This window comes from Thiomonas sp. TH-17 (genome assembly GCF_057473305.1).
This window is the reverse complement of the sequence record NZ_JBYCKI010000011.1, coordinates 1-14,074: the sequence shown is the minus strand read 5'-3', so window position 1 is coordinate 14,074 and position 14,074 is coordinate 1. Positions and strand designations below refer to the sequence as shown.

The following is a 14,074-nucleotide window of genomic DNA, read 5'->3' as shown; positions in this document are numbered from 1 at the left end:
TGCGCCGCGACGGCAGCCGCGGCCACATGCTCAAACGGCCTACTCGGGTTTGCTTCGGTAGGGTTCATCCGCAGGCAGAAAAACATGCTCGGCGCGTGCCTGCTCGGCCCACTTGGCCACCGCCGGATGGGCGGCAACTTCCTGCACATAACGCCAGGCCCAGTCCGGCAGCGTGGGGCGGTAGGTGAGAAAGCGCATGCAGACCGGGGCGTAGAACGCATCGGCCAGACCGAAGGCGCCGAACAGGAAGGGGCCGCCGCTGGCCTGCAGCGCGCCTTGCCACATCTGCAAAATCTGCTCGATGTCGCGCTGCACGGCCGGATTGAAGCCCCGGCCCGGCAGATCGGCCTCGATGTTCATCACCATGTGCTCGCGCAAGGCGCCGAAGCCGCTGTGCATGCTGGCGCACAGGCAGCGGGCCAGCGCCCGCTCGGCCACGCCTTGCGGCCAGAAAGCAAGCTCGGGAAAACGCTCGGCCAGGTATTCGCCGATGGCCAGCGAGTCCCAGATGCGCAGCTCGCCGTCTTCGAGCACCGGCACCTTCGCCACCGGCGAGAGGGGCGACACCTGCGCGGCGAACTCGGGCGTGTCGAGCCAGTGCTGGCGTTCTTCGAAGGAAATGCCAAACGCGGTCATGGCCACCCATGGGCGCATGGACCAGGAGGAGTAATTTTTGTTGCCGATGTGCAGGATGAACATCACGGGCCTTCGCGCGGGAGATAAAGGTCGCCATTGTCCCGCCCGGCCCGGCGCTTTCCAAACCGTTTTTTCGCATGGCCGCCATGCGGCCGACGCATGGTGGATGCCCTTTGCGAATCAGCGCCCCGCAGTCGCCCGCATCGACCCGTATTCCGACTCTTGGTACTTCGGGTCGAGATAGGTGGGGGCGATGGCCTCCAAAGACTCGGGATGCGGCACGCCGAGCGCGGGGACGAAGCCGGGCATGGCGCCGCCGCACACGCTGTCGACCCTCATCGAATCGAGGTTGTCGCGGCTCATCACCGGCTCGCCCGGAGCCAGTTCCATCATCAGCGCCTGCAGCCGCCCCAGCGCCTCGGGCAAGGGGATGATGCTGCGCCCGCAGCCGCCGCCCACCCGCGCCCACTGGCCGGAAAGCCGCACCAGTTCGGCCAAGGTGTAGGTGTTGGGGCCACAAAGTTCGTAAGTTTGGCCAAAGGTGTCGCGCGCCTGCGGCCCCACCAGGCTGCTGGCAAAAGCCGTGACCACGTCGCCGACATAAACCGGGGCAAAACGGGTTTTCGCTCCGGCCAGCGGCACGATGGGAAACATGCGCTGCAGCTTGGCGAAGGTATTGAGGAAATTGTCTTCGGGGCCGAACACCACCGAGGGACGAAACAGCGTGACGTCGATGCCCTCCTGCGCGCGGAGCGCAGCTTCGCCCGCACCCTTGGAGCGCAGATACATCGACGGCCCGTTGGAATCGGCCCCGAGCGCGCTCATGTGCACCACGCGGCGCACGCCCTGCTGCGCACAGGCGGCGGCGATGCGGCGCGGCAGATCGACATGCGCGCGGGCGAAGTCAGCGCCGTAGGGCTGTCCGCGCTTGCCGTGCAGAATGCCCACGAGGTTGACCACGGCATCGCGCCCTGCCACCAGTTTGGCCAGCTTGGCGTCATCATGCACATCGGTCTCGACCACATCGACCAGCGGCAGCTGCACCAGATGACGGGCACGCTGGCGACGGCGGGTGGGCACGGTGACGAAATGATTGCCCAACGACAGGGCGTTGACCAGACGGCTGCCAATGAATCCGCTGCCGCCGATGACGAGAATGTTCTTTTGCATGAGTGCTCCGAAAAAAGAGTTCAGCGCTGATTGCTCGCCAGCATGGCGTCGGGTGAGCCCACATCGCCCAGCCTGGCCTTGAGCGACTGCGGCTTGCCGCTGAGGATGGCGGCGTACACCGTGGCGTTGGCCAGCACGCGTTTGACGTAATCGCGAGTTTCGGGGATGGGAATGTTCTCGGCGAAAATGGCGCCGGGCAGCAGCGGCTGATCGGGCAGGCCCATATTGCGCCAGCGCAGCGGCCGTCCTGGCCCGGCGTTGTAGCCCGCGGCGGCCAGCGCCTCGGAGCCGTCGAACTGCTGCAGCAGACCGCCAAGATAGGCGCTGCCGAGTTGCACATTCACCCCCACATCGGCGATCTGGTCATGGCTGTAATCGGTCAGGCCGATCTTGCGCGCCACCAGTTTGGCGGTGGCCGGCATGAGCTGCATCAGCCCCGAAGCACCCACCCACGACTTGATGTTGGCGATGAAGCGCGACTCCTGGCGGATCAGGCCGTAGAGAAAGGCCTCGTTCACGTCTTCGGCCTGAGAGGCTTTGCCGATGGCCTCACGGTAAGGCATGACGTAGCGCTGGGCGATGTCCACCCCGCCCTTGACCCGTTCGCTGGTGTTGATGCAGCGATCCCAGAGCTGCTGCTGACAGGCCAGTTCGGCGGCGCCCTGCATTTGCGGGTTGTCGAGCCCGCGCAGCGAGAAATTCCATTCACGCACGGCCTCGCTGCGCAGGTCGATGCTGAACAAGGCCAGCGAGCGCTGCAGCCCCGGCCGCGCCGCCTGCTGCGCAACGGCCGACAAAGGCGCCGGCGGCAGGGAAACCGGCAGACTGACCTTCATGCCCAGCGCGTCGGTGGCGAGCTGGCCGTAAAAATCCCAGGGGTTCGCCACCTCGGCCAGCAGCGCGCGGCCCTCGATGGGGTGACCGAGTTTTTCGAGCGCACGGGCGTGCCAGTAGCGCCACGACAGGTCTTTGTCGCCCTGATCAATCAACGTGCGCGTGGCGCTGCGCACCAGCGCCCAGTCTTGCGCGCGCAGCGCGGCGCGCGCTTGCCATTCGAGCACCGTGGTCGAAGGCACAAAGGCCGAATCGGCCTGGCCCATGCGGGCATACCAGCGGGCCGCTTCGGGCTGCAGGTTGAGCGCGGCCGACAGACCGATGCGCCCCCAGAGCTGAGCCCGGTCTCGCGCGGGCAGCGCGGAGAAGTTGTCTTGCAGCAGGCGTGCGGCCTGCCCCGGATCTTGCCGCGCCATGCTCAGCAGCGCCAGCACCAGATACTGCCGCTGATCGGCGTTGGCGATCGCCGCAGACGGCCCTCGCCGCACCACATCGAGCAGATAGCGCACCGAGTTGGCATCGGTCTGCGCCAGAATGCGCCAGCTACCCGCCGGCAGAAAAGGCGCGAGCAGATCGCGCGCCTGCTTGGCCCGGCCGTCTTCGTAAAACCGGCGCATACGCTGCCACAGCATCTCGCGCGGCATGGCGCCGTCATGCAGCAGCGCGCTGGCCGCACTGTTGCAACCCAGGCCGCCATAGCGCTGATCCATCCACAGCTTGAACACCTGCGCCGTCACGTCGGCATGCTGGGTGACGAACTGGCTTTGCAGGTCGTAGCACTGCACCTGCGGGTCGTCGCGCATGATGAAGTGCGGATAGACGCGGTTGAAATCAGTCCAGTCTTCGCGCTTGCCCAGCTCTAACAACCAGTCGTTGCGCAGGCGGTCGAGCACATAGGTATGCGGATAGGCGCGGGCGAAAGCCTCGAAGTCAGCCTGCGTGGCATCGGTCAGCGTGGGCTTGATCGCCCAGTAGGCCACCCAGGGTTCGAGCAGCGTGCCCTTGAGTTGCGCCAGGGCGTCGAGCGCGGGCTGCGGGTCGCCCAGCGCCGATGCCTTTTGCGCGGCCAGCAGTAACTGCGCCTGATCGACCGGAATGACCGGCATCGCCGGCATGACCACCGGCGCCGCGCTCGCACTGGCCTGCACCGCGGGCGCCGCCACACTGGCGGCGATGGGCGCAGACTGCGCCATCGCCAGCGGCGTGAGCACGCTCAAACCCAGCCCGCCGAAACAGCGCACGAAGCGGCGCAAAATAAGCGGCAACAACCGATTCATTCTCATAGGACGTCAGCTTACCGTGAACCCGCCCCTGTACGACCCATTGTCCCCAGAACCTGATCAGCATTTGCGCCCCAATCTGCGGCGCGAACTGATCGCCAGACGCCAGGCGCTGACCGACCTGGCGCGTCGCGATGCCGAGCTGGCCGAGCGCCTGCTGCAGGTGCTCGACGCACTGGAGCCCGAAACCCTCGGCGCCTACTGCGCCACCCGCGGCGAGTTCGACCCCATGCCTGCCGTCACAAAGTGGCTGGCGGCGCATCCCGAATGCACCCTCGCCCTGCCCCGCGTCAAAGAAGCGACCAAGGAAATGGTCTTCATCGCCTGGGCGCCGGGCGAGCCGCTGCGCCCCGGCCCTTACGGCATCGCCGAACCCACGGGAGAAATCGTGCTCAACCCCGCCACCCTGCTCGTCCCCTGCGTGGGCTTCGCCGACGTCGGGCTGCGCCTGGGCTATGGCGGCGGCTACTACGACCGCTATCTGGCCGGGCGCGAAGAGGTTTACACCGTGGGCTTGAGCTATGCCTGCTGCGAGCTGCACCAGCTCGACATGCAGCCGCACGACCAGCTCATGGACTTGGTGCTCACCGAAGACGGCCTGTACGGCCTGGACGCGCTCTCGCTCACCCTGGTCGATTGAAGCCCAACGTCGATCCGCTGCTGGAGCACGCCGAAGTCGTCCCCGACGTCAGCGGTCAACCTTCCAGCCCGCGCTACGGCGACGTTTACGCCAGCCGCGCCGGCGCGCTGGGGCAGGCGCGCGGCGTTTACCTGCAGGGCTGCGGCCTGCTCGACACCCAGTCCCGCTGGGCGGGCCGCGAGCAGTTCACCGTGCTGGAAACCGGCTTCGGCCTCGGGGTGAACTTTCTCGCCACCTGGGCCGCATGGCGCGCCGACCCGCAGCGCTGCGCCCGGCTCGACTACGTCAGCCTGGAACTGCACCCGGTGCGCGCCGCCGATCTGCTGCGCCATGCGCCGCCCGAGTTGCTGCCGCTTGCCGTGGAACTGGCCGCGCAATGGCCACCGCCCGTGCGCGGCCTGCACCGCATCGTGCTCGACAAAGGCCGAGTCAGGCTGCTGCTGGCTTTTGGCGATGCGGCCGAACTCGTGCCCAAACTCAAACTGGCCGCCGACGCGCTCTACCTCGACGGCTTCACGCCCGTGCGCAACCCCGCCATGTGGACGCCCGAACTCTTCCGCGCCCTCGCACGGCTGTGCAAGCCCGGCGCCCGGGCGGCCAGTTACACCGTGGCGCATGCGGTACAAAAGGGGCTGGGCCAGGCCGGTTTCGAGGTCGAATTGCAACCAGGCTGGGGCGGCAAACAGCAGCGCCTGCAAGCCGCTTTCAATCCCATCTGGAAGCGCACACGCCACACCCTGCCCACCCCCTGGCCCGCAGCGCAGCCGCGACATGCCGTGGTCATCGGCGCCGGTCTCAGCGGCGCCGCCTGCGCCCATGCCTTGGCACAGCGCGGCTGGACGGTCGAAGTCCTCGAAGTCGGCCCGCACCCCGCGGGCGGCGGCTCGGCCATGCCCGCAGGGCTGGCGCATCTGCAACCCTCGGCAGACGACAACCTGCTCTCGCGCCTCACCCGCGCCGGCATGGCCGCATTACGCCGCGCCCTGCCGCCCGAACCAACACCCCCAGGGCCGGGCTGCGCCCAGCCCGCCCCCCGAGGGGGGCAAGAAAACTTGGGACGGCCCGGCGTTTTCTTGAGACACGATCTCGCGCAGTTCGCCGCCGCCACCCTCACCCCCGCCGACGCCGCCGACGAAAAGCGCATGCAAGACTGGCGCTCAAGCGTGCACCTGCCCGCGGAAATGGCGCAATGGAACGAAGTCGGCTGGCAGGTGGACAGCGCCGTGCTCGCCAATCAGGCCCTGTGCGCGGCCTGGCTCAACTCCTCGCGCATCACCCTGCGCTGCAACACCCGGGCGGCCCGACTCCAGCGCGACGGCAGCACCTGGTGCGTGCTCGACGCCGCCGGGCAAGAGCTGGCCCGCGCTCCGCAGATCGTGCTCGCCAGCGCGCTGCAAACCCCGGCGCTGCTCGCCGCCAGCGGGCTGATCCCCAGCCCCGACTGGCTGCCCCTGCACCCCTTGCGCGGCCAGGCGCAGGCGCTGCCCGCCCGCCTCTGGCCCGCGCTGCAAGGGCTTGCGCAGCCGTGGATGGGCAGCGGCTATGTGCTGCGCCTGCCGCGCGCGGCGGTGCGCCAGCTTCAACAGTCTGGCGAGGAAGACTGGCTACTGATCGGCGCCACCTTCGAAACCGAAGACCAGCCCCTCACCCCCGAACAAGCCTGGGCACACAACCGCGCGGGCCTGAGCGCGCTTACCGCCTCGCCTCCCCTGCCCGAACACACTGCCGCACTGCGTCACTTTGTCGGCACCCGCGCGGCCAGCGCCGACCGTCTGCCCTACTGCGGCCCCCTCGCCGACCTCGCGCCGCTGCTGGCCAATCCCCAGCGCGCCGCCGGCAAACAATTGCACGAACTCCCCCGCCTGCCGGGCGTGGCCGTGTGCACGGGGATGGGTTCGCGCGGCCTCACCCTCGCCCCGCTGCTGGCCGAAACCCTGCTGGCCCAGATCGAAGGCACGCCGCTGCCCCTCGAAACCGATCTGGCCGACAGCATCGACCCGGCGCGCATGGCCTTGCGGCGTCTGCGCCACGCGCAGACGTAGCCGCCTGATTGAGCCAGAGCCCCTCGTGGCGCCCCGGATGGACAACGCCCCGGTGCGTTTGTAAAGTGCGAGAAAACACTCTCTCCATTCCCGGGAGGCTCTCATGCTGGGTGAATTCGTCAGTGCCGAGCAGTACGCCCGCCTGCTGCAACGCGGGCAACAAGACAGCGAAGGCTGGCTGCAGTTCGACCCGGCGCGAATGCAAAGCCATTACAACCGCCACCCTTTTCTGCTGCAGCATCGGCTCAACCAGCACCCGATGTTCGACATCGAGCCTTTGTTCGAGCTGGCCCGCCGCCATCCGGCCAACAAGGTGTTGTTCCGCCGCGGCGACATTGCGCCCGATGCCGACTTCGAAGCCTCTTTTGTCCGCACCGATACGGATCTGACGCTCGACCATCTGCTGACGCACTTCGAGCCCTTGCACGGCTATATCTGCATCAACAACCCCGAGCAGGATGCGATTTACCGGCCGCAGATCGAGAGTTTGCTGGCGGAGATCACCGCGCACACGCAACCGCTCGACCCGCACATCACCTGGTACTCGACCTATGTGTTCATCTCGGCGCAAGGCGCCGTCACGCCGTATCACATGGATCGGGAGATGAACTTTCTGCTGCAGATTCGCGGCGAAAAGACCGCCGATCTATGGAGCCAGACCGACCCGCTCATCATGAGCCCGGCGCAGAAAGACCGGCTGCTGGCCTACGAGGGCACGCGGCCGCCCTACAAACCGGAGTTCGAGCAGCGCGCCCTGCACTTCTCGCTGCGACCCGGCCTGGGCCTGCATCACCCGTTCATCGCGCCGCATCGGGTGTGGACGCATTCCAACCTGTCCGTCTCGCTGGCCTTCACCTTCCGCACCCGTCAGTCCGACCGCCACACTGCCGCGCATCAGTTCAACGCCCGCCTGCGCCGCATCGGCCTGCAAAACCCCAAACCCGTGGGTGAAAGCGCCTGGGTGGACGGCGCCAAGGCCGCTTCCTTGCATGCCTTGCAACGTCTGCGCCACCCCTTGCAGCTGGCGGCGCACTGAATTCATCGGACCTTCATCCAATATCGATCTCGCTCCACGCCGCGAACTGCTGCTGCAGCCAGTGCAGCATGGCCGCAACTTCGGGGCGCTGTTGTGCGCCGGATCGGGTCGCCAGGTAATAACCGTAGCCGGCATCGACCCGCCGGCCCACCGGGGCGATCAGGGTGCCGGCGGCCAGCAGATCGCGGATGAGGCCGATCTGCCCCATCGCCACGCCCTGCCCGGCCACCGCGGCCTGAATGACCTGATAGGTGTAGTTGAACCGCAGCCAGCGCTGCGGCTCGGGTTGCGGCAAGCCCAGCCCCGCATACCAGCCGCCCCACGACAGCGCCTGCAGATTGGCGCGGGCGATGGGCGGCGCGCTGTGGATGCGCACATCGTCGATCCAAACACAGCGGGGTAGATCGTCCAGAGCGCCGGGCGCGCGCCCGGTCTGCGCCAGCGCGGGGCTGCACACCGGAGTGATTTCTTCGCCGAACAGAAAAGTGGTGTGCGGCGCGCGGGCCAAGGGGTTGTCGTCGCGCAGGCGGCGAATGGCGATGTCCAGCCCACCGGCCTCCAGATCGCTGAGGTTGTCGAAGGTTTCGACGGCGATGTCGATGTCGGGATGGGCGCTCTGAAACTCTCCCAGCCGGGGAATGAGCCACTGGCTGGCGAGCGAGGCAAAGGTGGTGATCTGCACCCGCGGCCGCCCCTGGCTGGCGCGCAGCCCCTCCACCGCGGTGTCGAGTTGCTGCAGCGCCTGCCGCACCACCACCGCGAACTGCTCGCCCGCAGGTGACAGCCGCACGCGCGGGCCTTCGCGCACGAACAGCGGCACGCCGACACTCGCTTCCAGGGTCTGGATCTGACGGCTGAGCGCGGACTGCGTCAGCGCCAGGGCATCGGCCGCAGCGGTAAAACTTCCCAGCCGCGCCGCCGCCTCGAAGCCGCGCAGATTGCCCGCATCGACCTGGCGGCTGCGCGGCATCAGCGCGGCCGAAGCGGCCGCTTGGCGCTGCGCGCCATCATCCATTTTTCGCATCATTAACCTTCCGTATTTGCGCTTTTTACAACCCGATCGGCCGCCTAGACTTCAATCAACCTGAAGGCTGGGAGCAAATCGAAAACTCCTTTGCGCCCTTCGCCTTCATGCTTTTTTGACATGCTATCGTGACAAGCCAACGGGAGGTCATCATGCCGCAGACCGAAGTGTCCATCCAGCGCGACTGGATCGAGTTGCAGCCCGGCGATTCGCTGACGCTGCGCAACGCCGCAGGGCAAAGCGTGCAGCTGGAGTCGGCGCAGACGCTGGCGTCACGGCCCGGCCCGGTGCGCGTCTGGCTCACCGAAGAAGGCCAGCCGGACGACGTGTTTCTGCACGCTGGAGACGGCTACACGGTGCGCGGCTCAGGCCGGGTGGTGCTCACCGTGTGGTGCGGTGCGGCGCGGCTGCGCTTGGGCGCCAGCGACCGAGTCGCCTCGTCGCCTCAAACCGCCATGCCCAGTTCGCGCTCCATCCAGTCAGCCAGCGCGTGGGCCACGGCGTGCGGCGCTTCGGCCATGAGGTTGTGACCGCATTCGAGCATCACCAAACGCTGGCGCGGCAACGCCGCGCGCAGGTCTTCGGCTTGGGCGGGCGGCGTCATGCGGTCGTGCTCGCCGAGCAGAAACAGGGTCGGCCCGCCCCATGAGCGCGCCGCCGCTTCGCCCGCCGAATAACCGTCGCAGGCGGTGAGGTCGGAGGCCAGCAGACTGCCCTCGGCCCAATGGGCCTGCTGCCGCAGTAACAACTCGCGGTAGGCCTGCGGAGACTGAAAACCCGTCGCAGGGGTGAGCGGCTCAGCCTGGGCGTAAGACCACTTCACCACGTTGTCGATGGCCTCTTGCGGCGCCTCCTCGGCCTGCGCCAGCAACTTGCGCGACACCCGCATGGGCCAGGAAATGCCCAGCAGCGCCAGCCCTCTGAGCTGACCGGGGCGCTGGCCCGCGGCATGCAGCGCAACCAGCGAACCCATGCTGTGACCGGCCAGCACCACCGGGCCGATCTGACGCGCGTCGAGTTGCGACCAGACCCAGTCGGCCATGCTTTCGATGCGGGCCAGCGGCGGCGCGGGCGTGGCGCCGTGCGCCGGAAACTCCAGCGCCAGGCAATGCCAGCCGCGCGCCGTCAACCAGTCGGTCTGCGCCGTCCACACGCTGGCGTCGCCGCCCGCGCCGTGCAGCAAAACGAGGGGAATGGAGGAGGGATGATGGGCGGACATGGCGTTTCGTTCAAAAAATGGGCTCTCAAGGAAATGCCGGGCCGCCCCAAGTTTCCTTGACCCCCACGGGGGGCGGGTCGGCGAACCGACCCTGGGGGCGCCCAGCAAGCGCAAGACCTGCGGGAATGACCTCTGGTCTGTACGCAATGGACTGACTATATTTCACCTACTGAAAAAACAGAGGAGAACGCCATGAAAGTCAGCGACATTCTGCGGGTGAAAGGTCATGTGCTGTTCACCGTGCCGCCCGAGGCCCGCCTGCTGCAAGCGGTGCAGACCATGGCCCAGCATGACATCGGCTCGCTGGTGGTCATGGCGCACGGCAAGCTCGTCGGACTGCTCACTTTTTCGGAAGTGATGGCCGCGGTCGCCGAGGGCGAAGGCGTGCTGGGCGATCACATCGTGGCCGAACGCATGGACACGCGCTACGAAGTCTGCGGCCCCGAAACCACGCTGGACACCCTGCGCCGCACCATGCTGGAGGCCGGCGTGCGCTATATCCCGGTGATGCAGGACGATGCGCTGCTGGGCGTCATCTCGTTTCACGACGTGGCGCAGGCCGTGGTACGCGAGCAAGACTTCGAGAACCAGATGCTCAAGGCCTACATCCGCGACTGGCCGGAAGACGAAGGCCAGCCCGAAACGGCCGGGGCGCCCGTGCCCGCCTCGGCTCCGGCGCGAAGCTGAACCTGGGCCGGGGGGCAGGTAGCATTCGGGGGCGGCGCCAACTCGCGCCGCGCTGAATCCTCCCTCATGCCCACCCTGCTCTATCTCCACGGCTTTCGTTCGTCGCCGCAATCCGCCAAGGCGCGCGTCACAGCGCAGCGCGTTGAGCAAATCAATCAGCAGCGCACCCGCCAAGGTCAGCCGCCGCTGCGCTGGCTCTGCCCGCAACTTCCGCCCTCGCCGCGCGAGGCGATGACGCTGTGCCACGACTTGCTGGGCAACATACGCGGCGACGATCTCTGCCTCATCGGCAGTTCGCTCGGTGGGTTTTATGCCACCTGGCTGGCGCACACCCTGCAGGCCCGCGCGGCGCTGCTCAACCCCGCGGTCGATCCCGCCCGCGATCTGCGCGGGCAGATCGGCACGCTGGCGGCCTGGCACGACCCGGCGCTGCAATTCAACTTCACCGCACAGCATGTGGACGAACTCCACGCGCTGGAAGTCGGCGATCTGCGCTCCCCCGTCCCGAACCCGCAACACTATTTTGTGATCATCGCCCAGGGCGACGAGGTGCTGGACTGGCGTGAAATGGCCGCACGCTATCAGGGCGCGAAGTGCAGCGTGCTGCCCGGCGGCGATCATGCGCTGTCGAATTACGCGCAGCAGCATCTCGACCCGGTTCTGCAGTGGTGCCTCAACCCCGCTTCAAACGACTTTTAAGGGATTTTGTTCATGCGACTTCAAGGCAATATCGCCCTCATCACCGGCGCGGCCCAGGGCATCGGCCTGGCCACGGCGCACAAATTCGCCGCCGAAGGCGCCAGCCTGGTGCTATGCGACCGCAACCCGGCCACCCTCGACCCCGTCGCCGCAGAGCTGCGCAGCGGCGGCGCGCAAGTGCTGGCGCAGGCGCTCGATGTGTCCGACCGCGCCGCGTTCACCGCGCTGGTCGATGCCGCCATCGCCCAGTTCGGAAAAATTGACACCTTGGTGAACAACGCGGGCATCACCCGCGACGCGCGGCTGGTGAAAATGACCGACGAGCAGTTCGACGCCGTGATCGACGTGAACCTGCGCGCCGTGTTCCGCTGCACCCAGATCGTCGCGCCGCACATGATCGAACGCGGCAGCGGCGCCATTCTCAGCGCCTCCAGCGTGGTGGGGCTGTACGGCAACTTCGGCCAGACCAATTACGCCGCCACCAAGGCTGGCATCATCGCCATGACCAAGACTTGGGCGCGCGAACTCGGCCCCAAGGGCGTGCGAGTCAACGCGGTCGCCCCCGGCTTCATTCAGACGCCCATGCTCGCCACCATTCCCGACAAGGTGATGGAGCAAATGGCCGAGCGCGTGCCCCTGCGCCGCCTGGGACAGGCCGAAGAAATCGCCAGCGTCTATTCCTTTCTCGCCAGCAGCGAAGCGAGCTATATCAGCGGCGCGGTCATCGAGGTTGACGGCGGGATGACTCTATGAGGGGTGGGCCCCCACGCTCACTGCGTTCGCTGCCCCCCGAGGGGGGCGGCGCAGCCCTTCGGGCGGCCGGGCGGGCTGCGCGCTTTAGTTCGTTTGACGGAGACTCCGATTGAGTAATGTGCTGTTCGAAGAAGGTGGCAAGTTTCACGCCGGTCGCATCATGAGCGAGGCGGAAGCCAGTCTGCAGATCGAGCTTGACTCGGGCAAGCGGCAGAAAATCAAGGCGGCGCAAGCGCTGGTGCGCTTCGACAAACCGGCGCCCGCCGAACTCATGGCCTGGGCGCAGGCGCAGCAGGAAGGAATCGACCTCAATCTGTTGTGGGAATTCGCCCCGGAAGACGAATTCCATTTCGATCAGGTCGCGGCCGACTACTACGGCGGCACGCCCGATGGCGGGCAGCGCGCCGCCATATTGCTGCGGCTGTTCAGCGCGCCGCATTACTTCCAGCGGCGCGGGCGCGGCGGTCAGTTCCGCAAGGCCCCGGACACGCAGGTGCAGGCTGCGCTCGCGGCCATCGCACGCAAGGAAGAGCAGCTACGCCAGATCGACGCCTTCGCCGCTGAACTGGCTGCGGGTCGCTGCCCGCAGCCCATCGCAGAAAAGCTCTACCAAATCCTGTTCAAACCCGATAAAAACAGCCCCGAGTTCAAGGCCGTTGCGCTGGCGGTCAAGCAGACCGGGCACGGCGCGCTCACCCTGCTGCGCGACGCCGGGGCCATCGCCTCGCCGTGGGCGTTTCACATGCAGCGCTTTTTGCTGGAACGCTTTCCCAAGGGCACGGCTTTTCCGGCACTGGCGATGCCGTCGTTCAACGAAGCGCTGCCACTGGCCGAGGCTGCCGCCTTCAGCATCGACGACTCGGCCACCACCGAGATCGACGATGCGTTTTCGCTGCAATGGCTGGACGATGGCCGGGCGCGGCTGGGCATCCACATCGCCGCCCCGGCGCTGGCGCTGGTCCGCGATTCCGACTGGGAGCAGATCGCGCGCAACCGCCTGTCCACCGTGTATATGCCGGGCGACAAGATCACCATGTTGCCCGACGCCCTGGTGCAGACCTTCACGCTGCAAGCCGGGCGCGACTGCCCCGCGCTGTCGCTCTACTGCACCGTCGGCAGCGACCTGCAGGCCGCCGAATTCGAAACCCGCGTGGAGCAGGTGCGCATGGCCAGCAATCTGCGCCACGACCAGCTCGACGCCTTGGTCACCGAAGAAGCCCTCGCGGCCGATCCGGCAACGCAAAGCTACCCCCACGCCAAAGAGCTGGCGTGGCTGTGGACGTTCGCGCAGCAACTCAAGCGCGGCCGAGAACAGGTGCGCGGCAAACCCGAGCGCGCCGGCGGGGTGGACTACACCTTCCGCATCGACGGCCTGGAACAAGGCGCCGAGGCTGCGACCGTGCGCATCGAGCCGCGCCGACGCGGCGCGCCGCTGGACACCATCGTCGCCGAGCTGATGATTCTGGCCAACGCCACCTGGGGCGGCTGGCTCGCCGAGCTGGGCATGCCCGGCATCTACCGCAGCCAGAGCGGCTTTGGCGCCAATCTGCGCACCCGCATGGGTCTCAAACCCGCGCCGCATCAGGGGCTGGGCGTGGCGCAATATGCGTGGTGCACCTCGCCGCTGCGGCGCTATGTCGATCTGCTCAACCAGGGCCAGCTCATCGCCTGCGCCCGCTTCGGCAAGACCGCGCTGCTGCAGGCGCCGTTCAAGCCGCGCGACCCGCTGCTGTACGCCATCGTCGAATCGTTCGAAGACACCTACAAGGCTTACTCCACCCACCAGTCGGCGCTGGAACGCTACTGGACGCTGCGGTATCTGGCCCAGCAGGGGCTCGACACGTTTGAGGCCAGCGTGCTGCGCGAAGGCGCGGTGCGCGTAGACGGCCTGCCGCTGGTGTTCACCGCCGTGGGTGCACAAGACCTGCCGCGCAACACGCGGGTGCGGGTGCAGATCACCGGAACGGATCTCATCACCCTGGAAGTCTTTGGCCGCGTGCTCAGCCAGCTCGACGCCCCGCAGCAAGCCGCGGCCACGGACACCGAAGCCAGCG

13 protein-coding genes are annotated in these 14,074 nt (G+C 67.3%); 8 read left to right on the top strand and 5 right to left on the bottom strand.

Annotated features, from left to right (window positions below):
- Window positions 1-39 precede the first annotated feature (39 nt).
- The 3 genes from AC2VLV_RS00675 to AC2VLV_RS00665 form a co-directional block, all read right to left on the bottom strand.
- Entirely contained in the window at window positions 40-699 is a 660-nt protein-coding gene (locus AC2VLV_RS00675) for a glutathione S-transferase family protein (protein WP_486988167.1), read from the bottom strand.
- Window positions 700-816: 117 nt separating this feature from the next.
- Window positions 817-1,806 carry a complex I NDUFA9 subunit family protein gene (locus AC2VLV_RS00670; RefSeq protein WP_486988166.1) on the bottom strand — a complete coding sequence of 330 codons (990 nt, stop codon included), beginning with the start codon at window positions 1,804-1,806 and terminating at the stop codon, window positions 817-819.
- Between the two features lie 20 nt (window positions 1,807-1,826).
- A complete protein-coding gene (locus tag AC2VLV_RS00665; RefSeq protein WP_486988165.1) occupies window positions 1,827-3,917 on the bottom strand; it encodes a lytic transglycosylase domain-containing protein in 2,091 nt (696 codons plus the stop codon).
- Between the two features lie 46 nt (window positions 3,918-3,963).
- Between AC2VLV_RS00665 and AC2VLV_RS00660 the strand changes: the two genes are divergently transcribed.
- The 3 genes from AC2VLV_RS00660 to AC2VLV_RS00650 all read left to right on the top strand — a co-directional run bounded on the left by AC2VLV_RS00660 (window position 3,964) and on the right by AC2VLV_RS00650 (window position 7,638).
- Window positions 3,964-4,560: a 5-formyltetrahydrofolate cyclo-ligase gene (locus AC2VLV_RS00660; protein ID WP_486988164.1), complete on the top strand. Its 597-nt coding sequence runs from the start codon at window positions 3,964-3,966 to the stop codon at window positions 4,558-4,560.
- A complete protein-coding gene (mnmC, locus tag AC2VLV_RS00655) occupies window positions 4,557-6,602 on the top strand; it encodes a bifunctional tRNA (5-methylaminomethyl-2-thiouridine)(34)-methyltransferase MnmC2/FAD-dependent 5-carboxymethylaminomethyl-2-thiouridine(34) oxidoreductase MnmC1 (RefSeq protein ID WP_486988163.1) in 2,046 nt (681 codons plus the stop codon). Before AC2VLV_RS00660 ends, mnmC begins: the two co-directional genes overlap by 4 nt.
- 103 nt (window positions 6,603-6,705) lie before the next feature.
- Window positions 6,706-7,638, top strand: coding sequence for a transcription factor jumonji JmjC domain-containing protein (locus AC2VLV_RS00650; protein ID WP_486988162.1), 933 nt, complete (start codon window positions 6,706-6,708; stop codon window positions 7,636-7,638).
- Between the two features lie 13 nt (window positions 7,639-7,651).
- Here the strand turns inward: AC2VLV_RS00650 and AC2VLV_RS00645 are convergent, their stop codons facing one another.
- Window positions 7,652-8,662 carry a LysR substrate-binding domain-containing protein gene (locus AC2VLV_RS00645; RefSeq protein WP_486988161.1) on the bottom strand — a complete coding sequence of 337 codons (1,011 nt, stop codon included), beginning with the start codon at window positions 8,660-8,662 and terminating at the stop codon, window positions 7,652-7,654.
- Between the two features lie 152 nt (window positions 8,663-8,814).
- Here AC2VLV_RS00645 and AC2VLV_RS00640 point away from each other — a divergent pair, with 152 nt between their 5' ends.
- Window positions 8,815-9,192, top strand: coding sequence for a DUF2917 domain-containing protein (locus AC2VLV_RS00640; protein WP_486988160.1), 378 nt, complete (start codon window positions 8,815-8,817; stop codon window positions 9,190-9,192).
- Here the strand turns inward: AC2VLV_RS00640 and AC2VLV_RS00635 are convergent.
- A complete protein-coding gene (locus tag AC2VLV_RS00635) occupies window positions 9,108-9,881 on the bottom strand; it encodes an alpha/beta fold hydrolase (protein ID WP_486988159.1) in 774 nt (257 codons plus the stop codon). The two genes, AC2VLV_RS00640 and AC2VLV_RS00635, sit on opposite strands and share 85 nt — an antisense overlap.
- Window positions 9,882-10,073: 192 nt before the next feature.
- Here AC2VLV_RS00635 and AC2VLV_RS00630 point away from each other — a divergent pair, with 192 nt between their 5' ends.
- The 4 genes from AC2VLV_RS00630 to AC2VLV_RS00615 form a co-directional block, all read left to right on the top strand.
- The gene (locus AC2VLV_RS00630; RefSeq protein WP_486988158.1) at window positions 10,074-10,568 is read left to right on the top strand and encodes a CBS domain-containing protein; all 495 of its coding nucleotides are present in this window, start codon (window positions 10,074-10,076) and stop codon (window positions 10,566-10,568) included.
- A gap of 66 nt (window positions 10,569-10,634) precedes the next feature.
- A complete protein-coding gene (locus tag AC2VLV_RS00625) occupies window positions 10,635-11,267 on the top strand; it encodes a YqiA/YcfP family alpha/beta fold hydrolase (protein WP_486988157.1) in 633 nt (210 codons plus the stop codon).
- Between the two features lie 12 nt (window positions 11,268-11,279).
- Window positions 11,280-12,020, top strand: coding sequence for a 3-oxoacyl-[acyl-carrier-protein] reductase (gene fabG, locus AC2VLV_RS00620; RefSeq protein ID WP_486988156.1), 741 nt, complete (start codon window positions 11,280-11,282; stop codon window positions 12,018-12,020).
- 118 nt (window positions 12,021-12,138) lie between these two features.
- Window positions 12,139-14,074 (top strand): ribonuclease catalytic domain-containing protein (locus AC2VLV_RS00615; RefSeq protein WP_486988178.1); only part of this gene is annotated, 1,936 nt, incomplete at its 3' end.